Source organism: Luteimonas sp. WGS1318 (genome assembly GCF_043187535.1).
Lineage (GTDB): Bacteria > Pseudomonadota > Gammaproteobacteria > Xanthomonadales > Xanthomonadaceae > Luteimonas.
This window is the reverse complement of sequence record NZ_CP171131.1, coordinates 3342245-3366544: the sequence shown is the minus strand read 5'-3', so window position 1 is coordinate 3366544 and position 24300 is coordinate 3342245. Positions and strand designations below refer to the sequence as shown.

At 68.9% G+C, this 24300-nt stretch carries 17 protein-coding genes and 1 riboswitch; of the genes, 8 read left to right on the top strand and 9 right to left on the bottom strand.

Translation table 11 applies throughout. The features are described 5' to 3' along the window. Positions 1-3: 3 nt before the first annotated feature. The 5 genes from ACF3M1_RS15270 to ACF3M1_RS15250 all read right to left on the bottom strand — a co-directional run bounded on the left by ACF3M1_RS15270 (position 4) and on the right by ACF3M1_RS15250 (position 5325). The gene (locus tag ACF3M1_RS15270; RefSeq protein WP_394002071.1) at positions 4-933 is read right to left on the bottom strand and encodes an aminotransferase class IV; all 930 of its coding nucleotides are present in this window, start codon (positions 931-933) and stop codon (positions 4-6) included. Further along, entirely contained in the window at positions 924-1160 is a 237-nt protein-coding gene (locus ACF3M1_RS15265) for an ACT domain-containing protein (protein WP_394002069.1), read from the bottom strand. The genes ACF3M1_RS15270 and ACF3M1_RS15265 overlap by 10 nt, the downstream gene beginning before the upstream one ends. Next, the gene (ilvG, locus tag ACF3M1_RS15260) at positions 1144-2895 is read right to left on the bottom strand and encodes an acetolactate synthase 2 catalytic subunit (RefSeq protein WP_394002067.1); all 1752 of its coding nucleotides are present in this window, start codon (positions 2893-2895) and stop codon (positions 1144-1146) included. Before ilvG ends, ACF3M1_RS15265 begins: the two co-directional genes overlap by 17 nt. Continuing rightward, on the bottom strand, positions 2895-3899 hold the full coding sequence (gene ilvC / locus ACF3M1_RS15255; RefSeq protein WP_394002065.1) for a ketol-acid reductoisomerase: 1005 nt from the start codon (positions 3897-3899) through the stop codon (positions 2895-2897). The genes ilvG and ilvC overlap by 1 nt, the downstream gene beginning before the upstream one ends. Positions 3900-4236: 337 nt before the next feature. Further along, the gene (locus ACF3M1_RS15250) at positions 4237-5325 is read right to left on the bottom strand and encodes a DNA topoisomerase IB (RefSeq protein WP_394002063.1); all 1089 of its coding nucleotides are present in this window, start codon (positions 5323-5325) and stop codon (positions 4237-4239) included. Between the two features lie 130 nt (positions 5326-5455). Here ACF3M1_RS15250 and ACF3M1_RS15245 point away from each other — a divergent pair, with 130 nt between their 5' ends. Beyond that, positions 5456-5818, top strand: coding sequence for a BON domain-containing protein (locus ACF3M1_RS15245; RefSeq protein WP_394002061.1), 363 nt, complete (start codon positions 5456-5458; stop codon positions 5816-5818). A gap of 269 nt (positions 5819-6087) precedes the next feature. On the opposite strand, the gene thrC is transcribed toward ACF3M1_RS15245, so the two are convergent. The 3 genes from thrC to thrA are packed head-to-tail and all read right to left on the bottom strand — an operon-like array spanning position 6088 to position 10858. Beyond that, positions 6088-7377, bottom strand: coding sequence for a threonine synthase (gene thrC, locus ACF3M1_RS15240; protein WP_394002059.1), 1290 nt, complete (start codon positions 7375-7377; stop codon positions 6088-6090). Next, complete coding sequence (locus ACF3M1_RS15235; protein WP_394002057.1) at positions 7374-8345, bottom strand: homoserine kinase; 972 nt, start codon at positions 8343-8345, stop codon at positions 7374-7376. Before ACF3M1_RS15235 ends, thrC begins: the two co-directional genes overlap by 4 nt. Beyond that, complete coding sequence (gene thrA / locus ACF3M1_RS15230) at positions 8342-10858, bottom strand: bifunctional aspartate kinase/homoserine dehydrogenase I (protein ID WP_394002055.1); 2517 nt, start codon at positions 10856-10858, stop codon at positions 8342-8344. The genes ACF3M1_RS15235 and thrA overlap by 4 nt, the downstream gene beginning before the upstream one ends. A gap of 425 nt (positions 10859-11283) precedes the next feature. Here thrA and ACF3M1_RS15225 point away from each other — a divergent pair, with 425 nt between their 5' ends. The 7 genes from ACF3M1_RS15225 (at position 11284) to ACF3M1_RS15195 (ending at position 22617) form a co-directional block, all read left to right on the top strand. Further along, on the top strand, positions 11284-13092 hold the full coding sequence (locus ACF3M1_RS15225; RefSeq protein ID WP_394005292.1) for a methyl-accepting chemotaxis protein: 1809 nt from the start codon (positions 11284-11286) through the stop codon (positions 13090-13092). Positions 13093-13142: 50 nt separating this feature from the next. Further along, positions 13143-13237: riboswitch (TPP riboswitch) on the top strand. 80 nt (positions 13238-13317) lie between these two features. Continuing rightward, the gene (gene thiC, locus ACF3M1_RS15220; RefSeq protein WP_394002053.1) at positions 13318-15195 is read left to right on the top strand and encodes a phosphomethylpyrimidine synthase ThiC; all 1878 of its coding nucleotides are present in this window, start codon (positions 13318-13320) and stop codon (positions 15193-15195) included. Between the two features lie 127 nt (positions 15196-15322). Further along, positions 15323-15916: a DUF4136 domain-containing protein gene (locus ACF3M1_RS15215; protein WP_394002052.1), complete on the top strand. Its 594-nt coding sequence runs from the start codon at positions 15323-15325 to the stop codon at positions 15914-15916. A gap of 163 nt (positions 15917-16079) precedes the next feature. Next, complete coding sequence (locus ACF3M1_RS15210; protein ID WP_394002050.1) at positions 16080-16304, top strand: hypothetical protein; 225 nt, start codon at positions 16080-16082, stop codon at positions 16302-16304. Position 16305: 1 nt separating this feature from the next. Continuing rightward, positions 16306-18582 (top strand): winged helix-turn-helix domain-containing protein, encoded by a 2277-nt coding sequence (locus ACF3M1_RS15205; RefSeq protein ID WP_394002048.1) that lies wholly within the window; start codon positions 16306-16308, stop codon positions 18580-18582. Between the two features lie 110 nt (positions 18583-18692). Further along, positions 18693-19544 (top strand): helix-turn-helix domain-containing protein, encoded by an 852-nt coding sequence (locus ACF3M1_RS15200; protein WP_394002046.1) that lies wholly within the window; start codon positions 18693-18695, stop codon positions 19542-19544. Positions 19545-19734: 190 nt separating this feature from the next. After that, the gene (locus tag ACF3M1_RS15195) at positions 19735-22617 is read left to right on the top strand and encodes a TonB-dependent receptor domain-containing protein (RefSeq protein WP_394002044.1); all 2883 of its coding nucleotides are present in this window, start codon (positions 19735-19737) and stop codon (positions 22615-22617) included. 451 nt (positions 22618-23068) lie between these two features. Here the strand turns inward: ACF3M1_RS15195 and ACF3M1_RS15190 are convergent, their stop codons facing one another. Further along, entirely contained in the window at positions 23069-24178 is a 1110-nt protein-coding gene (locus ACF3M1_RS15190) for an HDOD domain-containing protein (protein WP_394002041.1), read from the bottom strand. Between the last annotated feature and the right edge of the window lie 122 nt (positions 24179-24300).

Below are 24300 nucleotides of genomic sequence, written 5' to 3'. Positions count from 1 at the left end.
GGATCAGACTGCCGTCAGCCAGCCGCGACCGGTCTCGGCCTCGCCCCGCACCACGCGCGCATACAGTGCGGCCAGCTCGCGGGTGACCGGGTTGTCGCCGTAGATGCGGTCCTCGATCGCCTGTACCGGCGCGACCTCGGCCGCGGTGCCGCAGGCAAACACCTCGTCGGCATCGCGCAATTCCTCGACGGTGACCGCGCGTGCCTCGGCACCGGTCAGCGCGATCAGGGTGTCGCGGGTGATGCCCGGCAGCGCGTCGCGATGCGTGACCGCGGTGACCCGGCCGCCCGTGACCACGAACACGTTGGCGCCGGTGCACTCGACGACGAAGCCCTCGGCATCGGTGAACAGGGCCTCGTCGAACCCGCGTGCCTTGCTTTCGCGCTTGGCCAGGATCGAGTTGATGTAGGCGCCGCAGAGCTTCAGCGGCGGCAGCGAATCGGCCGGATTGCGCCGCCACGTGCTGATGCCCAGCCGCGCGCGCGTGCCGGCCAGGTGCACCCGGGTCGCGGTGGTGGCGACCATCAGGTGTTCGGTGTGGCCTTCGACGTCGAGACCGAAGCCGCCCTCGCCGAACCAGGCCAGCGGGCGGATGTAGGCGTCGCGGTGCTGGTTCGCGCGCAGCGTCGCCAGCACGGCCCCGGTCGCCTCGGCGGGGTCGAAGGCCATGCCCAGCAACGCCGCGCCCTGGCGCATGCGTGCCATGTGGTCGGCCAGGCGGAACACCGCCGCGCCGTCGGCGGTGGCGTAGCTGCGGATGCCCTCGAACACGCCGCTGCCGTAGTGCATCGCATGGGTGGTCAGTCCGGCCTGCAGCGCATCGATGTCGCACAATCTGCCGTCGAACCAGGCCTGCGCCCGCGCGGGCGCGGCGGGCTCTGCGATCGACGGCACCTGCGCCGGTGCGGCCTCGGCCACCGCGTTCAACGACATGGCGACACCTCCACCGACAGGCAGTCATAGAGCTTGGCCAGCTGGCCCTGCAGGGCCGCGGGCGCGCGATCGCTTTCCACGGTCATCCGCAGTTGCCAGTGTTCGCCGTCGTCGTGCGCATCGCCTTCGAACGACAGCGGACGAAATCCCCGCCGCTCGGTCGTGCCCAGCACGCGCACCAGCGCGCCTTCGGCACGGCGCAGGGTCATCTCACACTGGTAGCGCATGGCGGGGGTCCTTGACGGGAGCGGCGGGCGGCACTGGTCCGACGTCGAGCGAGGTCGCTTCGTCGGCATCGAGCATCTGCGCGTTGTTGTGATTCGGCGGCACCAGCGGCCAGACGTTCGCGGCGGTGTCGATGGCGACGTGCAGCAGCGCCGGACCCGGGGTGTCCAGCAGGGCCTGCAGCGCGGCTTCGACATCGACCGCCTTGTCGACCGACAGCGCGGCGATACCGAACGCACGCGCGACTTCGGCGAAGTCCGGGTTGTCGGACAGGTCGATCTCGGAATAGCGGCGTTCGAAGAACAGTTCCTGCCACTGGCGCACCATGCCCAGCGCCTGGTTGTCGAGCAGCACGATCTTCACCGGCAGGTGGTAGCGACGCAGCGTCGCCAGCTCCTGCACGTTCATCAGGAACGAACCGTCGCCGCTGACGCACACCACGCGCCGCGACGGGTCCTCCATCTGCGCGCCGATCGCGGCCGGCAGGCCGAAGCCCATCGCACCCAGCGCGCCGCTGGTCAGGTGCTTGCGCGGATGGTCGAAGCGCCAGTGCTGGGCGACCCACATCTGGTGCTGGCCGACGTCGCAGGCGACGGTCGCATCGGGTGCCAGTTCGCTCATGCGCTTCAGCAGCGCGGGCGCGAACACCGTGTCGCCCGGCGCGTCGTAACGCGCGGCGAACTGCGAACGGCGCTGGTCGCACAGCTGGCGCCAGGCCTCGCGCGCCGCGGCATGGCGTCCGGTCATCTGCGCCGCACAGGGAGCCGCCAGCCGCGACAGGCTGGCGGCGACATCGCCGCAGACCGCGACATCGGTCGCGCGCAGCTTGCCGATCTCGCAGACGTCGCCATCCAGATGCACGATCCGCGCATGCGGCGCGAACTCGCCCAGCTTGCCGGTCGCGCGATCATCGAAGCGCGCGCCGACGACGATCAGCAGATCGGATTCCTGCACCGCCAGGTTCGCTGCGCGCGTGCCGTGCATGCCCAGCATGCCCAGGTTCGCCGGGTGCGCCGGCGGCAGCGCGCCCAGTGCGCGCAATGTCAGCACGGTCGGGATGCCGGTCAGGTCGGCGAATTCGCGGAACGCGTCCAGCGCCTCACCCAGTACGATGCCGCCACCGCCGTAGACCACCGGCCGCTCCGCCTGCGAGATCAGCGCCGCCGCCTGGTGCAGGGCGTGGTCCGCACAGGCGGCCATGGTGTCGGCCTGGGACGGCACGTGCGCGTGCAGATGCGCGGCATCGCCGATCTGCACGTCCTTGGGCAGGTCGATCAGCACCGGACCGGGACGGCCCGAGCGCGCAATGCGGAACGCCTCGGTGACGACGCGCGGCAGCTCGTCGACGCTGCGCAGCAGGAAGCTGTGCTTGACGATCGGCAGCGTCATGCCGAACACGTCCAGTTCCTGGAAGGCATCGGTGCCCATCAGCGGCGTCGCCACCTGGCCGGTGATGACGACCATCGGCACCGAATCCAGCATCGCGTCGGCGATGCCGGTCACCAGGTTCGATGCGCCCGGCCCCGAGGTCGCCACGCACACACCGACGCGCCCGCTGGCCCGTGCAAATCCGTTCGCGGCGAACGCCGCGCCCTGCTCGTGGCGGACCAGTACGTGCTTCAGCGACGCGCCGTGCAGCGCGTCGTAGAACGGCATGATCGCGCCGCCCGGATACCCGAAGATCGTGTCGACACCTTCGGCCTCCAGGGCCTGCACCAGCCAGCGGGCGCCGTTCATCAGGCGGCCTCTTTCCGCGGATCGGCCGTGGCGGCCTTCGCATCCGCCTCCGCATTGAGCCAGACCATCTTGGCGCGCAGCTCGCGGCCGACCTGCTCGATCGGATGATCGAAGTCGGCCTGCTTGTACTTTTTGTAGTTCGGCAGGCCGGCTTCGTACTCGGCCACCCAGTTCTTGGTGAAGGTGCCGTTCTGGATGTCGGTCAGCACGTCCTTCATGCGCGCCTTGACGCTGGCGTCGATGACGCGCGGGCCGCTGACGTAGTCGCCGTACTGCGCGGTCTCGGACACGAATTCCAGCATCCGTGTGATGCCGCCTTCGTAGAACAGGTCGACAATCAGCTTCAGCTCGTGCAGCACTTCGTAGTACGCGATCTCGGGCTGGTAACCGGCCTCGACCAGGGTTTCGAAGCCCGCCTGCACCAGCGACGACGCGCCGCCGCACAGCACGGCCTGTTCGCCGAACAGATCGGTCTCGGTCTCTTCCTTGAACGTGGTCTTGATGATGTTCGCGCGCGCGCCGCCGAGACCCGCGGCATAGGTCAGCGCCAGCTGCTCGGCATGGCCGCTGGGGTCCTGGTGCACGGCGTAGATGCACGGCACACCGCGGCCGATCTCGTATTCGCGGCGCACCAGTGCGCCCGGGCCCTTGGGCGCGACCAGCACGACATCGAGATCGGCACGCGGCGCGATCATGTCGAAATGCACGTTGAGCCCGTGCGCGAACAGCAGGCAGGCGCCCTGTTTCATGTGCGGCGCCAGCACGTCGGCATAGAGCTGCTTCTGCACCATGTCGGGGGTGAGCACCGCGACCAGATCGGCGTCGGCGACGGCTTCGGCGGGCGGCTTGGCGATGAAGCCGTCGGCCTTGGCCTTCTGCTCGGTCGGGCCGCCGGGCCGCAGGCCGACGGTGACGTCGAAGCCGGAATCACGCAGGTTCAGCGCGTGCGCGCGGCCCTGGCTGCCGTAGCCGACGATGGCGATGGTGGGTCTGGACTGGGACATGGACGGGATCCGGTTGGTGGAGTGCGATGGGAGGGCGGCGTGGCGGGCGAAAAAAAACCCCGCGCCTTTCGGCACGGGGTTTCGGTTCTTTCGACCTTGGGTGTCTGCTTCTAACTGCTACGCAAACCCCATCCCCGCGCCTGTCTGGACGGTAATAAGAAGTACGAGAAGAAGGAGGCTGGTCGTGATGGCGAGCGCACGCAGACCGGCGCCGGAATCGGCGACCTGGGTCTTCTGCGTGGGAGTGCTGCGCTGCGTCATGGGTTCGAGAAAACCACGGCCGTGCACGGGGTGTCAACAGTTACGTCGCCAACCAATGCGCCGGCGTGGCGCATGTTCAACGGCTGCGCGCGGCGCGGTGTTTGCGTCGCAGCAGTTTCAGGCACGCGCCTTCCCACTGGCGGGCGCCACGCGCGTTTCCGGCCGCGCGCTGCAGGCTGCCGTCGCGCCACGCGACGTAGAGCACCGGGTCGATGTAGGCCTTGCGGGCGACGGCGACGGTATTGCCGAGCGCATCGGCGACATCGGCGACGACGATCTTCTCCTGCGTCGCCAGTGCGCGCTCGCTCGGCTCGCGTCCCTGCCTGCCTTCGGGCAACGGCATCGCCGCGAACCGCCGGAACGCCATCAGCGTGCCGCCCCAGGTGCGGAAATCCTTGGCCGTGAACGGGCCGCCCATGGCCTCGCGCAGATAGTCGTTGACCATGCCCGAATCGATGCCGCGGCGCTCGCCATCGTCGTCGAGATACTGGAACAGCGCCTGGCCCGGCAGCTGCTGCACCTTGCGCACCAGACGCGCGAGTTTGGCGTCGTCGAGGGTGATCTCCTGCTCCTGTCCGCTCTTGCCGCGGAACTTCAGACGCGCGCGTCCGGCGCGGGCAAGTTCGAAATGCCGGTTGCGCAGCGTCGTCAATCCGAACGAGCCGTTGCTGCGCGTGTAACTGTCGTTGCCGACGCGCACGAAGGTCTGCGCCATCAGCGACACGACGATCGCGAGCACCTTGTCGCGCGGCAGGCCGGGCAGGCCGAGATCACGCCGCAACGCCCGGCGCAGTTTCGGCAGCGCGGTGGCGAACGCGACGATGCGGTCGAACTTGCCGTCGCCGCGGACCTCGCTCCAGTCGGGGTGGTAGCGGTATTGCTTGCGTCCGCGCGCGTCGCGCCCGGTGGCCTGCAGGTGCCCGTTCTCGCGTGCGCAGATCCACACGTCGGTATAGGCCGGCGGCACCGCGAGCCGACGCGCGCGGTCCAGTGTCGCGGCGTCTCGCACCGCCCTGCCGTCGGGATCGCGGTAGGCGAAGCCCTTGCCCGCGCGGATGCGGCGCAGGCCGGGCTCGGTGTCGCTGACCCAGCGCAGGCCGGCGAGTCGTGCGATGCGGACGGGATCGTCGGCCGGGCAGTCGGCCTTGGGGATGGTCTTGGGCATGGCAGGCAGATAGCAACGCGGCGATCAGCGGTTCGTGAACGTGGGACACGCCGCGGGCCATGGCTTCACCTCGCTGGCACGGCGGCGTGCGGACACTCGCCACCACTCGAACTGTCTGGAGTCCCAAACGATGAATGCGACCAAGCTCAGCAAGACCCTGATCGCCTCCGCCATGGCGGGCGCACTGGTGTTCGCCGGCGCCGCTGCCGCGCAGGAAACCGCCGACCGCTCCGAGCACACGACCGCGGCGCATACCGAATCGAACCAGCCGATGTCCGACACGTGGATCACCACCAAGGTCAAGGCCGGTCTGCTCGCCGAGAGCGATGTGTCGGGCCTCGACATCAGCGTCGAAACCGCCAACGGCACCGTGAGCCTGTCGGGCGACGTCGACAACCAGGCGCAGATTGATCGCGCCACTGCGGTCGCCCGTGAGATCGAAGGCGTGCGCGCCATCGACGCCAAGCAGCTGAAGGTCAACGCCAACCGCTGATCGCGACCCACGACGCCTCCCGTCCCCTTGGGGCGGGAGGCGTTTTCGTGTCTGCATCCGGGTGGACGCGTCCGGGCCCACGCGCGCTCATGATGCGCGGTGCTTCCGGTCCCCAATCGCTGGTGGAGACACGGGCGTCGGCCAGGCACTGGTCACGCGTCGCTGCGCTGAGCGACCGATGCGCTGCTGTGCCGCCGTGGCTGCGCGTGGATATGCGCCTTGCGTTGCGTGAGGACCGCACGCGATCGCCCGCTGGCGCGTGTCGTGTTTCAGCCCGCGCGCAGGGCCTGCCGCCAGGTCTCGAAATCGGTCGCCAGCGTGATCGCGCTCGCCGGCCGCGCGAGGCAGTCGGCCAGCGCGTCGGGTACGTCGACGGTGCGTCCGATCAACGGTTCGACGATCGTGTCGAACTTGGCCGGATGCGCGGTTGCGACGACGGCCCAGTCACGGGTGTCGCCCGCGGCGCGCAGCGTCTCCAGCACGTGCAGTGCGGTCGCGGTGTGCGGGCAGGCGACGATGCCGTGCTGCGCGGGTGCGGCGGCGATGGTGTCGCGGATCGTCGCGTCGTCGACGGGGGTGGCGCGCAGCGCCGCGCGCAGCGCGTCGTCATCGGCGAACCAGTGACGCAGGCGCTCGATGTTGCTGGGCGCGCCGACGTCCATCGCATTCGCCAGCGTGGCGCGCGTCGTCTGGGCGGCGTAGGCCGCGCCGGCGATAAACCGCGGCAGGGTGTCGTTGGCATTGCAGGCCAGGTGGAGACTGCCGATCGGGGCGCCCATGCGCTGGGCGAGCAGGGCGGCGCAGGCGTTGCCGAGGTTGCCGGTCGGCACGATGACGTGCAGTGGCCGGCCATGCGCCCCATGGTGGTGCGCGGCGGCGTGCGCGTAGTACGCCGCCTGCGGCAGCAGCCGGCCCAGACTGATGCTGTTCGCCGAACCGAGCGGCCGCTCGGCGCGCAGCGCGGTATCGGCCAAAGCCTGCTTGGCCAGGCGCTGGCAGTCGTCGAAGCTGCCGGCGATGCGATACGCCTGCACGTTGTCACCCCAGCATTCCAGGCCATGCGACTGGCGCGGCGAGACCTTGCCGTCGGGGTACAGGATCGCGACGCGGAACCCCGGCCGGCGATGGAACGCGGCGGCGACGGCCGCGCCGGTGTCGCCCGACGTTGCGACGACGATCGTGGTATCCGGCGTGCCGGGCGCGCGCAATGCGCCCAGGGCGGCGGCCAGGAACCGCGCGGCGTAGTCCTTGAACGCGGCGGTCGGCCCGTGGAACAGCTCGAGCACATGATCGCCGGCGCCGCGCATCGGCCGCAGCGGTGCATCGAAGGCGAACGCCTCGCGGCACAGGGCGGCGAGATGCGTGCGCAGTTGCGATCCGGCCAGGTACGGCGCGAGGACGGCTTCGGCGGTCGCGGCCAGGGTTGCACGCGGGATCTCTAGATCGACGCGCGGAATCGATTCGGGCACGTAGAGTCCCCCGTCCGGCGCGAGGCCGGCGACGAGCGCGGCATCGAACGGGGTCGGCGCCACACCGCCGCGCGTGCTGACGAAGTTCATGCGGCTGCGCCTGTGGACGGCGCGTGCACCGACGCGGCGTCGACGAGCGCTGCACGCGGCCCGGCAACCGGCGACACGTAGGCGCGTGCATCGATGCCCGCGTCGATGAAGCCCGCGCGCATGTCGCCGGCCGCGGCGCGCGCCGCTGCCTCGGACGCGAACCACGCGAACACGCTCGGCCCGCCGCCGGAAATGCTCGCGCCGATCGCGTCGTGATCGAACGCCGCGGCCTGCACCGCGCGGAACCCGGGAATCAGTGCGGCCCGGCGCGGCTCGACCAGCACGTCACGGAGGCCAGCGCGCAGCAGGGCGATGTCGCCGCGCTGCAAACCGGTCAGGAACAGGCCCAGATGCGTGCTGTGCGCGACCACCGTGTGCAGCTCGAACGGCTCTGCGAGCACCGCACGCGAGCGGCGGGTTTCGAGGATCTGGTCGGGATGCACGACGACCGCATGCAGCCAGTCCGGCGTGTCCAGCCGGATCGCACGATCCGCGGTCGCCATGACCACGCCGCCGAGCAGCATCGGTGCGACGTTGTCGCCGTGGCGGCTGCCGCTGGCGACGGCCTCGCCGTCGAGCGCGAACGGATACAGCGCCTCGCGCGCCAGCGGCGTGTCGAGCAGTGCATTGGCCGCGACCAGCGCCGCGACACACGACGCGGCCGAACCGCCGAGTCCGGAGCCGAGCGGAATGCCCTTGTGCAGTTCGATCTCGAAGCCGTGATCCAGTGCCAGCGCCTCGCGCAGCGCGATCAGCGCACCCCCGGCGGTGTTGGCCGACGCCTCCAGCGGCAATCGATCAGCGCCGGTGACGGTGCCGTGGATCGCGGCGATGCGCACGGTGGGCGCGTCGATGCGCCGCACGGTCGCGATGTCGCGCGGGCCTTCGATGACATGGCCGAGCAGATCGAAACCCACGCCGATGTTGCCGACGCTGGCCGGAGCGAACGCGGTGGCGCTTGGGCTCATGCCGACCTCCGCGGGCCCGCGCCCAGCGACTGGGCGATGGTCAGCACGTCGCCGAATACGCCGGCCGCGGTGACTTCGGGGCCGGCGCCCGGGCCCTGCACGACCAGCGGATTCTCGGCGTAGCGGGTGGTGGTGAACTGCACCAGGTTGTCGGTCAGGCGGGTATGCATGCACGCATGATCGGCCGGAAGCGCCTGCACGCCAACCGTGGCGCGGCCGTCCCGGTCGAGGCTGGCAATGTGGCGGAGGCCGCAGCCGGCGGCGCGCGCGGCGTCGAGACGCGCTTGCATCGGGGCATCGAGTTCGCCGGCGCGGGCGAGGAAGGTGTCGACATCGACATCGCGCAGGGATTCGGGGACCAGGCTTTCGATCTGGACATCGGTCAGCGACAGCGGTCGACCGGCCTCGCGGGCGAGGATCACCAGCTTGCGCGCGACGTCCAGCCCCGACAGGTCGTCGCGTGGATCGGGCTCGGTGTAGCCGAGCGCGCGGGCTTCGCGCACCAGCTCGGAGAACGGCCGGTGGCCGTCGAAACTGTTGAACAGCCAGGCCAGCGTGCCCGAGAGCATGCCGTCGATGCCGTGCAGCGTGTCGCCGGTGTCGATCAGGTTGCGCAGCGTCAGCACGACCGGCAGGCCCGCCCCGACGGTGGCTTCGTACAGGAAGCGGCTGCTGCCCCGACGGCGGGCATCGGCGATTGCCGCATACCGGGCCCAGTCGCCGCTGCCCGCATGCTTGTTCGGCGTGACCACGTGGATGCCGGCCGCGAGCCAGTCGGCGTACTTCGCCGCCACCGCGTCGCTGGCGCTGCAGTCGACGATCATCGCGTGCGGTAGATGCTCGGCGCGGATGTGCGCGGCGAACGCGTCCAGGTCGCACGGCACGGCATCGTGCCCGTGCAGACGCGTGGCCGCGGAGGCCGGGTCCATCGACGCGGCATCGAGCACCATGTGTCGGCTCGACGCGATGCCGCGCAGTCGCAGGTCGACGCCGGAGCGCGATTTCAGGCCCGGCAGCACCTCGGCCAGTTGCGCCAGCAGCGCCGAGCCCACATGCCCGGGGCCGATGACGCCGACCGAAACCGTCTGCGGCGACAGCCAGAACGCGGCATGCGCGGCACGTAGCGCGCGGGTGGCATCGTCCTGCGCGATCGCGACCGAAATGTTGCGTTCGCTCGCGCCCTGCGCGATCGCGCGGATGTTGACGCGGGCCTGGGCGAGGCCTTCGAACAGCCGCGCGGCCACGCCCTGGGTGCCGACCATGCCGTCGCCGACCGCCGCCAGTACGCACAGGTCATGGGTGACCGTCACGCCCTGCGCCTGGCCGTCGACGATCGCGTCGGCAAAGGCGCCGGCGATCGCGACCCGGCCGCGTTCGGCCTGGTCGGCGCGCACCACGCAGCAGATCGAGTGTTCCGACGACCCCTGCGAGATCATCGTCACCGACACGCCGGCGCCGTGCAGCGCCGCGAACAGGCGCTCGGCCATGCCCGGCACGCCGACCATGCCGTTGCCGACGAGTTCGAGCACGGCGACATCGCGCACCAGGGTCAGGCCCTTGACCGGCGACGCCGCCGGCACGCCGTCGGGTGCGATCAGCGTGCCGGGCGCGGCGGGGTTGCGGCTGTTGCGGATGCGCACCGGCACGCCGCGCGCCTGCACCGGGGCCAGCGTCTGCGGGTGCAGCACCTTGGCGCCGAAGTAGGCCAGCTCGCAGGCTTCGGCGTAGGACATCGCGTCCAGGCACACGGCGTCGGGCACCAGGCGCGGATCGGCCGACAGCACGCCGTCGACATCGGTCCAGATGGTCAGCGCGTCGGCATCGAACAGGTTGGCGAAGATCGCCGCGGAGTAGTCGCTGCCGTTGCGGCCCAGCGTGGTCGCGTGGCCCTCGCCGTCGCGGGCGACGAAGCCGGTGATCACGACATCGCGCGCGGCCTGCGCCAGCCGCCACTGCGCGAGCCTGGACCGGCTCGCGTCCCAGTCGACGACCGCGCCCATCTCGCCGGGCTGCACCACCAGCACGTCGCGCGCATCGAGGCGCAGCCAGCCGTCGCCGAGGGCCGCCTGCACCAGCCGCGACGACAACAGTTCACCGCAACCGTGCACGCGCGCGGCGAGCTCGGTTGCGTCGCCATCCCCACGGGTCAGCGCCTGCAGGTCGTCGGCGAGCTGCAGGAATTCGGCTTCGAGTGCCGCGCGCAAGGGGCCGCCTTCGCCGGCCTCGAAGGCGTGCGCGGTGTCGAGATGGCGCTGGCGCAGCGCGTCCCAGCCGGGCATCCAGTCGCTGCCGGCCACCGCCGCATCGGCGAGGGCCACCAGCGCGTTGGTCGCGCCGTGCATCGCCGAGACCACGACCGGCCGCAACCGCGCATCGCCCGGGATCAGGGCGGCCAGCGCACCGATGCACGCGGCATCGGCGAGGCTGCTGCCGCCGAACTTGTGGACATGGCAGGCGAGGGCGGCAACGGCCGGGGCATCGGCCGCGGCGGATTCGGACAGGACAGCGGACATCGTGGAGCTCCGGTGGGGCTCCGCGTCTTCGCTCGGGCTGGGATCGCGGATCCGCATCCCGGGCGGGGATGCGGAGCGGGCGAGGTCAGGTCAACTGGCGGCGCGCGTCCACATCCCGGGGCCGGTGGTACCGGTGCCGGTGGTGGTCGTGGTCGTAATCGTCGTCATGACGGCACACGCCGCAGACGCGCCGGCCGACCGGTCGGAATGACCGGTGGCGGCGTTGCGAAGCGAAGGCGTTGTGCGATGCGTCATGGACGCAGAACAGCACGGCGCTTCGGGCGGTGTCAACGGTTTGCGCTGAAACCGTCGGGCGTCCTGCGACGACGCATCGCTGCCGTGGGCGCGCCCGACAGGCCGCGTGCCTCAATTTCGCGGGGCTTCGGCCGCTAACGTCAACAGCGGGAGGGCTGCGGATGAGCATCATGTCGGAGTGCAGGAGTGTTGCGGGCACGTCGGTGATCGAGGCATTGCCCGATGCGCCGGTCGGTCTGCTGCGGCTGGCAGGCGATGCGCGCATCGTCGCCGCGAATGCCGTGGCCCGCGATCTGCTCGGCCTGGGCGCGCGACCCGACGGCGGTTGGCCCGCGCCGTGGGGCGTGACGCGCGAGGCCCTGCGCGGGCCCGACGGGGTGTGGGTTGCGGCCGGCGACGATCCGGCGCGGCGCCTGCGCTACCGGCGCGATGGCGAGGGCTGGCAGGTGTCACTGCCGCACGCGGAGACTGCGGCGCTGCTGCGGGACCAGGCGTCGCCGACCGCCGGTGCGGCGATGCTCACGAGGATGGCAGCGGCCACGCCGCCCGCGGACGATGCGTCCGGCGCGCGACGGCTGCTGGCCCGGGTCGGCGCGGGGCTGGCCGCGTGCGACCTCGATCTCGATCTGGCCGACGAGGCCGCGTTGGCGGCGGACTGCCACCTGTCGGCCGGCTTCGGAAATCTCACCGAGGCGATCCGCCAGGCGGTGTCGCTGTCGGTGGAGATCGCCGGCGCCGTCCCGCAGGTGGTCGAGGACAACGACCGGCTCGTGCAGCAGTCGCAGGCGCAGGTCGACGCACTCGGCGAGGTGCTGGCGGCCAGCCGGCGTCTGGCGGAGGGCGTGCAGGCCGCGGCGGCGGAGCTGTCCGCAGTGCGCGCCGAAGCCGCGCGCGCCGATGCCAGCGTGCGCGCCGGACATCAGGCCGCCGCTGACCTCGGCGAAGCGATCCGCGAGGTGGAGCGCCGCGTCGCGCGCGCCACCGAGGTCATCGAGGTGATCGACGCGGTCTCGATGCAGACCAACCTGCTGTCGGTCAACGCGGGCATCCAGGCCGCGCATGCGGGACCGGCTGGACGCGGCTTCGCCGTCGTGGCGACCGAGATCCGGCTGCTCGCCGAGCGTGCGGCCAAGGCCTCGCGCGAAGTGCGCGACATCGTCGAAAGCACCGTCGCCGCGCTCGGGGACGGTACCGCGTCCGCGCAGCAGACAGGTCTGGTGTTGGCCGATGTCGGCGAGTTGCTGGCGCGTGCCGGTGGCGCCATGGCGTCGGTGGCCACGCGCATCGGCGCGCAGGACGCCGAAATCGCCGCGATCGACGGTGCCGTCGAGCATGCGACCGGCCTCGGCCGGAGCAATCTGGAGCGGGCCGCGTGCGTGGCCGAGCGCAGCGAGGCGCTGGGGCGCAGCGTCGCCGAACTGCAGGACTGCGTTGGTCTGTTCCAGCTGCCGCCCGATCCGATGTGCGTGGCGCGGCATGCGCAGGTGCGGGATCTGGCATGCACGACGGCGGCCGACATCGGGCGCGCCCTGGACGCGGCGGTCGCGCGTGGCGACATCGCGCACGACGCGCTGTTCGACCGCAGCTACACGCCGATTCCGGGCATCGAGCCGCCGCGGTTCCGCACGGCCTTCGACGCGGCGTGCGACCAGCTGCTGCCGCCGCTGCAGGAGCCCGTGCTGGACGCGCATCCGTGGATCGCGTTCGCGATCTGCGCCAATCCCGACGGTTACGTGCCGACGCACAACCAGCGCTTCTCCAAGCCGCTGACCGGGCACCGCGACATCGACCTCGTCGGCAACCGCACCAAGCGCATCTTCGGCGATCGTGTCGGCCGCAGCGTCGGCGCGCACACCGATCCCTTCCGGCTGCAGGTCTACCGGCGCGACACCGGCGAGATCATGTTCGACCTGTCGGTGCCGATCTTCGTCAACGGCCGGCACTGGGGCGGCTTCCGACTCGGCTACGCACTCGACTGAGCCGCATGCGGCGGCGTGCTGGTGCCGCTCCGGCTTTCGCGGTCTAATGCGCGCTGAAGCGGGGGTACCGGCATCGCCGGTTGAGACAGTCCCTTCGAACCTGATCCGGCTGATACCGGCGTAGGGAAGCTTCGCAGCCCTGCCATGCATCCGTGTTCCGGATGCGGTGCGCGGCATGCGCCGCCGCTTCGTCCCGCCCGCCCGGGCTCGTACAGGACGAAGACCATGAATGCAGTGCCCTCCCCGCTGATCCAGCAGACCGACCAGCTGTCCGAATCGGTGACGCGCCCGATCCCGGGTTCGCGCAAGATCCACGTCGAAGGCTCGCGCCCGGACCTGCGCGTGGCGATGCGCGAGATCGTGCAGACGCGCACCCCGACGCTGTTCGGCGGTGAGGAAAATCCGCCAGTCACGGTCTACGATCCGTCGGGCCCGTATACCGATCCGGACATCACCATCGATCTCGCCGCGGGCCTCGCGCCCTTGCGCGCGCGCTGGATCGAGGAACGCGGCGACACCGAGGCGCTGCCGGCCCTGAGTTCGATGTTCGGCCGCGGCCGCGAGCACGATCCCATTCTCGACCATGTGCGCTTCCCCGCGCGTGCACTGCCGCGCGTGGCGAAGGCCGGCGCCAACGTCACCCAGATGCACTACGCGCGCCGCGGCATCGTCACGCCGGAGATGGAATACGTCGCGATCCGCGAGAACCAGCGCCTCGACCTGGTGCGCGATGCGCTGCTGCGCCAGCAGCATCCCGGCGAAGCCTTCGGCGCGAATATCCAGCAGGTGATCACGCCGGAATTCGTGCGCGACGAGATCGCCCGCGGCCGCGCGATCCTGCCGAACAACATCAATCATCCCGAAAGCGAGCCGATGATCATCGGCCGCAACTTCCTGACCAAGATCAACGCCAACATCGGCAACAGCGCAGTGAGTTCCGGCATCGCCGAGGAAGTGGAGAAGCTGGTGTGGTCGATCCGCTGGGGCGGCGACACGGTGATGGACCTGTCGACCGGCAAGCACATCCACGAAACGCGCGAGTGGATCATCCGCAACTCGCCGGTGCCGATCGGCACGGTGCCGATCTACCAGGCGCTGGAGAAGGTCGACGGCCGCGCCGAGGAACTCACCTGGGAGATCTTCCGCGACACGCTGATCGAACAGGCGGAGCAGGGCGTGGACTACTTCACGATCCATGCCGGCGTGCTCTTGCGCTACGTGCCGCTGACCGCGAAGCGCGTCACCGGCATCGTTTCGCGTGGCGGTTCGATCATGGCGAAGTGGTGTCTGGCGCATCACCGCGAGAGCTTCCTCTACACACACTTCGAGGACATCTGCGAGATCATGAAGGCCTACGACGTGGCCTTCTCCCTCGGTGACGGCCTGCGTCCGGGCTGCATCGCCGACGCCAACGACGCCGCGCAGTTCGGCGAGCTGGAGACGCTGGGCGAGCTCACGAAGATCGCGTGGAAGCACGACATCCAGACCATGATCGAAGGCCCCGGCCACGTGCCGATGCAGCTGATCAAGGAGAACATGGACAAGCAGCTCGCCGAATGCGGCGAGGCGCCGTTCTATACGCTGGGGCCGCTGACCACCGACATCGCGCCGGGCTACGACCACATCACCAGCGCGATCGGCGCCGCGATGATCGGCTGGTACGGCTGCGCGATGCTGTGCTACGTGACGCCGAAGGAGCACCTGGGCCTGCCGAACCGCGAGGACGTGCGCGACGGGATCATGGCGTACAAGATCGCCGCGCACGCGGCCGATCTCGCCAAGGGTCATCCCGGTGCGCAGGTGCGCGACAACGCGCTCAGCAAGGCGCGCTTCGAGTTCCGCTGGCAGGACCAGTTCCACCTCGGCCTCGATCCGGAGAAGGCCGAAGCCTTCCACGACGAGACCCTGCCCAAGGACGCCCACAAGGCCGCCCACTTCTGTTCGATGTGCGGCCCGCACTTCTGTTCGATGAAGATCACCCAGGATGTGCGCGACTATGCGGCCGAACATGGCGTCGGGACCGAGGACGTCCTGGCGGCGGGCATGGCGGAGAAGTCCGCCGAGTTCCGTGCGCAGGGCGCCGAGGTCTATCGTCCCGGATAAGGTGAACAGGGCGGTGGCTGAATCGTTGCCTCCGCCCTCGCATCCGCTCGACCGGAGCCCGCGTATGTTCAGGACCGGTATCGAGGCCGCGCCTCACGATCCGCCAGTCAACAGGGAGAGATCCGATATGAACACCTCCAAACGCGTCGCCGCCTGGCTCGTGGCGCTCTGCGGTCTCGTGCTGCTCGCGGGTTGTGCAACCGGGCCGCGCATCACCACCGAAGCCGACCCGCGCGCCGATTTCTCGGCCTACCGCACCTGGTCGTTCTACACGCCGCTGGCGATCGAGAGCGAAGGCTACGAGACCCAGACCAGTGCTCTGGCCAAGGCGGCCGTGCGCAGCGAGATGGAGCGTCGCGGCTATACCTACACCGAAACCAATCCGGACCTGTGGGTGAACATCAATGCCTATCTGGAGCGCCGGACCGACGTCAGCAGCTATCCCACTGTGGACTACGGCTACTACTACAGCTATCGCCACCGCGCGTACCTCGCGGTGCCGTACTGGAACGAGCGGACGCAGGTCTATCGCTACACCGAGGGCACGATGAATGTCGACCTGGTCGACGCCCGGCAGAAGCGTCTGGTGTGGGAGGGCATCGCCGTGGGTCGCGTCGCCAACCTGCGGGCTGACCAGCGCGCACAGCGGGTGAACTCGACCATTGCCGAGATCTTCGCGAATTATCCGCACCAGGCGGGGATGCGCGGCGCGCCGATGTAATTGCCTGGATTTCCGCCCGCGGCGGGAATGTGACGAGCAGAAGGCGGGCCGCACGGCCCGCTTTTTTTGTTCAGAGGAACGCGGTGGGTGTGAGGCCTGGGCCGGCGCGTTCCAGCAGCCCGGCGCGTGTGCGGCGTTCCCGCGCAGGTAGGCGCACGCCGGCATGATCCGCCCGCACCCAATCGGCGCCCATGACATCGAGACCGTCGCCGCCGGCGCCGGGACACGCGTCGCCAGCCTGTTCAGCAGTTTGACCGCGTCGCCTTTGCCGAATCTGCTGTCGGGCTTGCGTTCGATTCAGTTGGTGGTGGCTATTGTGTGCGCCGAGTTCGTTCGGCCCCTCGATGTCCAGTTCCAGTCCTCCTTTCGACGATCAGGCGCCGCTTAGGTTGCGCATCGGTGCCGGCATGGTGGATTTCGCGACCCGCGAGATCACCATGCCCGAGGCGCGCGATGCCGCGCGCGTGACACCCAAGTCGATTGCGGTGCTGCGTTTGCTGGCGCAGACGCCGGGTGAGGTGCTGACCCGCAGCGAGTTGCTCGCGCGCGCGTGGCCCGACACGCTGCCGGGCGACGACGTCCTGACCCAGGCCGTGACTCAACTGCGCAAGGCGTTCGGCGCCGGCAGCGTAACCGCGGCCGAAGGGCGGCGCTACATCGAGACGATCGCCAAGACCGGCTACCGGTTGACGGTGCCGGTGCAGGTCATCGACGAGCTGCCGGCAACGACCGCGCTGGCGGTGGATCGGGTGCGGGTGACCGACCCTGCATTCGCCGCCCTCGAGCCGGCCGCAGGGATTGCGTCGAATGCGCGCGCGGCGGACACACCGGTGGCCCGGCCGCAGGCGCGCTGGCTCCTCGGTGTAGCGACAGTGGCCCTGCTGGTCGGTGTCGTGACCGGCTTGTTCCTCGTCTCGGTGCCGGGCGCCGGCGCTGGGCCGCGAGTCGAGCCGATGGCGGGACCGGGCCGTCCGTACAGGCTCATCACCAATGCTGCGGGCTTCGAGCTCTCGCCCACGTTGTCACCCGATGCGTCGATGGTGGCCTATGCGGCGGCCTTGACCGCGGACGGTGAAGACGGCGCGGCGATTCTGGTGCAGACGACGACTAGCGCCGCGCCGCGGATTCTGAGCCGACCGGCCCCGGGCGATCGCGACGACCTGCCCGCCTGGTCGCCCGACGGGCGCGAGATCGCATTTTCGAGGCGCAGCGGCGATGGCGGCTGCCGGGTGTTGCTGATCGCGGCCACCGGCGCAGGTGACGAGCGCGAGATCGCGCGCTGTGACGGCAGCGATCTGTTGAGCTTCGACTGGCTGCCCGATGGCAGCGGCCTGCTGTTCGGCACGCTGACCGGCGCCGCGGATGGCGGGCGCATGCGCGTGCTCAACCCGGTGGACGGGCGCTGGCGCGCGCTCGTCTACCCGGCGATGCCCGGCGACCTCGACTACGCGCCCAAGGTCTCGCCCGACGGGCGCTGGATCGCCTTCGTGCGCAACCCACAGATGGGTGACATCTGGCGCGTCCCCGTTGAGGGTGGTGAGGCGGAGCAGCTGACCCGGTTGGGCGCCGAGATGCGCGGGCTGGCCTGGGCGCCCGACAGTCGCGGCATCGTGTTCGGGATCCGTGTCGATCACGAATCGCGGCTGTACATGCTCGACTCCGAGACGGGCACGTTCGCCGATCTGGGTATCGAGGATGCGCAGACGCCGGCCGTGTCGGCGCAGACCGGAATGCTGGCCTTCGTGCACCGTCGGCCGCATTTCGGCATCCGTCGCATCGACGCGGCGAGCGGGGAGGACGCGCCGATGTTCGCGTCCTCGGGTCGGGATACCCAGCCGACCCTGTCGCCCGACGGCCAGCAGCTCGCATTCACTTCGGACCGCGCCGGGCGCTTCGAACTGTGGTGGGCCGATCTGCGTCGTGCCGATTCGCTGCGCCCGATCGAGGGCGTGCGTCCGGATACCCGCCAGGCACCGGTGTGGTCGCCGGATGGACGCCGCTTGCTGGTCTCGGTGCTCGACGACAGCGGCGCCGCGTCGATCATGGAGATCGAGCCATCCACGGGGCATGCGATGCCGCTGCCGGTCCCCGGCAACCGGCCGATGCAGGCCGCCTATGCCGCGGATGGCCGCCTGCTGGTGATCGAAGAGGATCGGCACGGCCGGGCCGCGCTGGTCGCTTACGCGCGCGAGGGCTGGCAGGTCCTTGGCCGGATCGATGGCGTGTCACAGGTGCGTTTCGATCCACGGCACGGCCGGGTGCTGTACACCCGGCTCGACGGCAATGGCCTGTGGTCGGCGGATGCCGATCTCACCCCCGCGAGCGTCCGTCAGCTCAGCGATACGTTGCCGAGCCGCTGGCGTTACCGCATGTGGTCGGTGGATCCGGATGGCCGTCTGTCCTATCTCGATGGAGACCCCGGCTGCCGAACCCGGCTCACGTTCTTCGATGTCGGCCCGGACGCACTCGAGCCCGACGCAATGCACTGCATTTCGAAGACGCATCGCAGCGCGACCAATGGCTACAGCACCGCCACCGGCGGATGGGCCGTGTCGATTGCCTCCGAAGACGGCACAGACATCGGTTTCATGCCCTTGCCGGGCGTACGTCATACCGACGAGGTCGTTGCCAAGTGGTTGTTATCCATCAGGAAAAAGGTTTCGTAACTCTTTCGGATCAGGCGTAGCAACAATTTCGGCAAAGTCTTCGTGCGATGTCGGGTAATGCGCTGGGCAGGCAGGCATAACACCGTCCCCTCTCGGTGAATGGTGTGTCCATGCAAGCGCCTCTCTGGTCGACCCGCGGTCACGTGTTGCAGTTCGAATCGGCGGACGGGTCCGCCCAGTGCGTGGGCAGTGCACGACTTGGTGCCGTGCAGGTGACTGCGCCGGTGTTCAACATCTGGGTGCAGGTGCGCGGTGACGGCTGGATCGAATCGCGCGAGGGCCGCTTTCGCATGCGCTGCGGCGACTGGATGGCGTTCGAGAAGGAATCCGCCCCGCTGATCCAGACCGGGCCGCGCGGTGTCTGCATCGGTGTCGCGCTCGATGCGCGCGCGCTCGAAAGCCTGCAGGCGCTCAACGACGGCAGCCTGTATGCGGGCCGTGGCCGGGTGCCGGCCCAGGATCTGCGGATGCTGCTGCGCCTCTGGCGTGAGGCGGCCGCGGCGGGCGACGACGGCGTCGCCGTGCGGCCGTTGCTGCTGCAGCTCGCCGCGGTCCAGCGCGACCTGGCCGCCCGCGTGCGTCGCTGTCCCGGCCGTTCGCGTCTGCGCAAGCGTCAGGTGTTCGGGCGCATGCAGCGCGCGCGCCTGTATCTGGAAGGCAACAGCGATCGCGTGGTTCGCATCAGCGAACTCGCCGATCTGACCAGCTTCTCGAGCTGGTACTTCTCCAAGGCCTTCCATGCGCTCTATGACGAAAGTCCACAGGCGCTGTCGGTACGGTTGCGCCTGGAGCGCGCCGGGCTGCTGTTGCGAACCACGTCGATGATGATCGGTGAGGTCGCTGCGTCGACCGGCTTCGACAACTGCTGCAGCTTCGCGCGCGCGTTCAAGAGCCACCACGGGATGTCGGCCAGTCGCTACCGCGCTGCGCGCGCGGCGACGCCGAGTTCGAACGCCGGCTGACGGCAGCGATACATCGAAACTGTTGCGCCCCGGTGACGGATGCCCGTCGCCGGGGCGCTTTCACGTGGGGCGCCAGATTCCGCAAACACACCGGGTGGTGACGGCAAGGCATGAACCGAGGCTGCACCCGTACCGTGCTGGAGGCGTTTTTAACGCGTCAGTAACGCAACACACACTCTGGAGAGAGAACTTGAAGAATCTTCGCACTCCCGCATTGCGCAAGGGCCTGTTGCCCCTCGCGGTGCTGACGGCCCTCGTGCCGGCGGCCGTGTCCGCCCAGGAACAGGCGACCGCCACTGGTGCCACCAACCTCGACCGCATCCAGGTCACCGGCTCGCGCATCCGCCAGGCTAGCCTCGAAACCGCGCAGCCGGTCATCCTGATGCAGCGTGCCGATATCGAACGTCAGGGCTTCGTCAGCGTTGCCGACATCATTCAGAACATCAGCACGTCCGGATCGCCTGCGATCAGCCGGGCGGACGCACTCGCGTCGGGCGAAAACGTCGGCGGCCAGTACGTTGATCTGCGTAACCTGGGCCCGCAGCGTACGCTCGTTCTCTTGGATGGTCGGCGAATGGGCATCACGTCGGATGGCTATTCCGACCTAGCGGCGATCCCCACCTCGGTCGTGGAGCGCGTCGAGATTCTTACTGACGGTGCGTCGGCCATCTATGGCTCCGATGCAATCGCCGGCGTGATCAATATCATCACTCGCCGTAACTTCGACGGTTTCGAGGCCAGCGCTTACTACGGTCAGTTCGGTCAGGGCGACGGCTCTAAGGAGAGCTACAACTTTCTTGCTGGTACGACGGGCGAGCGCAGCTCGTTCACTCTCGGCGCCGAGTTCAGCAAGGAAAATCCGGTTCGCGCCGCGGACCGAAGCTTTAGTGCATTCCCGAATGGCCCGTACCATCCGGTTCCGGACATCGATCCGGCAACGGGCGATCCGCGAACCAATGGATGGAGCGCTGCGACGAACAAGGGCATCCTGTTCGTGGGCGATGACGCCTTCACCCTGGCACCCGGTGGAGATCCCCGCAATTTCGCGGATTACCGGCCGACCGACCCGCTGACTGATTACACCAACCCGAGCCAGGAGATGTTCCTGCAGACTGGGCTTGAGCGCCGCTCGGTATTCGCCAATGGCACCTTCGACTTCAACGAGAACGTGCGTCTCCGGGGTGACTTCCTCTACACACATCGTGAAACGCTGCAGCAGATCGCGGGCTACCCATTCCAGAACTACGCGTTCGACGATGTCGTTCTGTCAGCGGGCAGCTATTTCAATCCCACGGGCGAAGACTCGGACTTCATTCGCCGGACCTCCGAAGTCCCGCGTCGCACGACCCGGGAGCTGACCACCTACCGCTTCAGCGGCGGTCTGGAGGGTTCGTTCGATATCGGTGAGCGCTTTTGGGATTGGGACGTCGGTTATGTCTACAACCAGAACAAGGGCACGGTCACTGGGCGTGGCGATCTCTTCCTGCCGAACGTTCGCGCCGCGCTTGGTCCCTCGTTCATGGACACCGACGGCGTCGTGAAGTGTGGTGCGGCGGGTGCCGTGATCTCGGGTTGCACGCCGTGGAATCCGCTTGCGCCGGTGGGCGGCGGCTATTCGAACACGCTCGCCGATCCGGCGCTCCAGAGCTTCCTGCTGCTGCCGACGCACGACACCTCGGAAACCACCACCCAGATCTTCAGCGCCAACCTCGGCGGCGTCATCGCAACGCTGCCTGCGGGCGACTTGGGTATGGCAGTGGGTGTGGAGCATCGCAAGGAAGAGGCAGTCTATGAACCCGATGCCCTTCTTCAGTCCGGTCAGACCACGAGCCTGGCCGGCGGCCCGACCCAGGGCGGCTATTCGCTGAATGAGGCGTTCGTCGAATTCCAGATTCCGCTTCTGGCAGATGTCGCGTTGGCGCAAGAGCTTTCGCTGGATCTGGCGGGCCGCTACTCCGATTACGACACGTTCGGGAACACCACGAACGGCAAGGCCGGTCTGAAGTGGAAGCCGATTGAAGATGTGCTGGTCCGGGGTACGTTCGCGACGGGTTTCCGCGCGCCGACCGTGGGCGATCTGTTCGGTGGCACTTCGCAGACCTTCGATTTCTATACCGATCCTTGCGATACGCTCTTTGGTGCAGCCGTGCGTAATCCTTCGGTCGCCGCCGTTTGCGGGGCAGATGGTTTGCCGGCCAACTTCCGCCAGATCGCGTCGGGCAACGTGCAGGCCACCGGGCCGGGCTCGCAGTCGGCCGTCCCCTATCTCTCCGGCTCGAATCCCGAACTGCTGCCGGAAGAGTCGCGCACGTGGACACTGGGTGTGGTCTACAGCCCCAGCTTCCTCGATGGCTTCGACGTAAGCCTCGACTGGTGGAAGATCCGGATCAACGACGTCATCGCGGCTGAGTCTGTGACCTCCATCCTCAACCAGTGCTACGTCCTGGGCATCGATTCCGCATGTGATCGCTTCGTGCGCTCCGGTGCCGGACAGGTGGTCGACGTGACGCGCACGCTGATCAACGGTGGCTATCAGGAGACGGCGGGTTACGACCTTGGCATCCGTTACCGCCTGCCTGAAACCGCAGTGGGCAACTTCGTTGTCGACTGGAAGACGACCTACGTCGACTACCTCGAATACAAGCGTGACAACGAGGCAGAGACACCGATCGAACAGTTCGCAGGCTGGGGCGGCAATTTCCGTGTCCGCTCGAACCTGTCGCTCGATTGGTCTCCAAACGACGATTTCGGTGTGAACTGGGGCGTTCGTTATTATTCGAGCATGAAGGAAGCCTGCACCTACGATCTCGATGGAGGTCCGGAGTGCAATCTGCCCGACTTCTCGTCGTCTTACACGCTTGAGCAGCCGAGCCACAAGCAGGGCTCGAACACGTTCCACGACGTGCAGGTGCGTTACAACACGCCGTGGAATGCCACAGTCTCGGTCGGTGCAAACAACGTGTTCAATCACGAGGGGCCCATCATGTACAGCCAGCCGAACAGCAACTTCCCGTACTACGGGGGTTTCGACATCGGCCGTTTCATGTACATGAAGTACCAGCAGCGCTTCTGATCGCTTCGCGATCCTGAAGCAAAAAAGACGGGCCTTCGGGTCCGTCTTTTTTATGGCGGCGGCAGCTTATTCAACGCCCCCGCGCGCGATCATGGATTGGCTGCGAGTCCTGCATTCCCGGTTGCCAGGCCGTCGTGACACGATGCGTAGATCCGCGTTGATGCTGCGTGCCGACGCGCCTGTGTCGATCCCGGAAGTCGGAACCATGCAACATGCAGGAAAGCAGGCGACATCGGCGAAGGCCATTGGCTGGCGCCCGGCAGTCACGGGTGCAGGTAGACCAGGCCCGCATGCAGATAGGAAATGGCGCAGGTGGCCTGATGCACCAACTTCGACGCCGACGAAATTCGCGGCGGGGGGTTCGGGAAGGGCCACGGTGGCCAGACTCCCGACGCGAACGTCGGCATCGTCAGGCGAAGAGCCGCGTGGCGCGCCGCTGCCGGGCGAAGCCTCAGGCGTGCTGCGTCTCGTCGAGACCCAGCAGGCGCTCGGCATGCCCGCGCCAGCCGTCGAGCTTCTCGAGCACGCCGGTGCGCTGGAGATAGTCCTCGCGCACGGGTTCGCTGGCGGCGAGGGCCGTCGCGACGTGGACGGCGCCGGTCACCCAGAAGCTGCGCGTGCCGGCGCGGGCCGGGTCGCGCTGGAAGGCGACCGCTTCGATGATCGGCATCGGCAGACCCCAGAGTCCGAGCAGATACGCGCCGGCCTCGGTGTGGCCGGGCGCATCGGCAGGCTGGGTGTCGGGCGCTGCGCGTTCGTCACGGATGCCCGGCAGCAGCAGGCCGATGTCGGCCAGCAGTGCGGCGGTGGCGCCGAGTTCGGCACTGGAGTCCGGCAGCATGCGCCGTGCGAGCTGCGAGGCCACGAGTGCGCGCTGCTGCATCGCCGGGCGGTCCAGGTCGCTGCGGGTGCCATGGGCGAAGACTTCGCTGGCCAGGACCAGATCGCGCATCGTCGCCATGCCCAGCCGGGTCACGGCCGAGCGCAGGTCGGTGATCGTGCGGCCGGCCGAAAAATAGGCCGAGTTGCACAGCTGAAGCACCTTCGCCGCGATCGCGGGGTCGCCGGCAATCAGCTGCGCGATGTCGTTGGCGCTGGTGTCGTCTTCGGCTTCGAGCGCATGCGCGAGCGCGATGTAGGTCTGCGGCGGCGACGGCAGCTTTTCGATCTGGCCGATGCGTTCGCGCAGCGCCGGGTTGTCGAGCAGCTCGCGCAGTTCCTCGAGGCTGCCGATCGCCTCGAGCAGTTGGGCCTCGCCTACCGGTAGCGGCAGGAAGCGGTGTGCCAGCGACAGCACGCGTGCCGGCGGCTGACCGCCGAATACCGCGATGCGCGAGGTTTCCGGCCGCAGCGTGCGGATCTGGCCGAGCAGGGTGGCGACCGGCATGTCGGGCAGCGAAGGTGCGACGACCACGACGTCCTGCGGCGCGTCGGCGATCAGGGCGGTGGCGGCGGTGCCGTCGGCCGCGCGCTGGACCTGCCAGCCGTCGTCCATGTCGGCCACGAGGGCGATGAGATCGGACGGCAGGCTGTCTTCGCCGCCCACGAACAGAATACGCACGATGGAACCCCCTGATCACCGCGGCGCGCACCGGGTGGCGGCGGCTGCAGCGATAGTAACAATCGCGCCGGTTGTGCACCGGCGCGATGTCGCGAACTGTGACGGGCGCTGCGCCCTTGCGG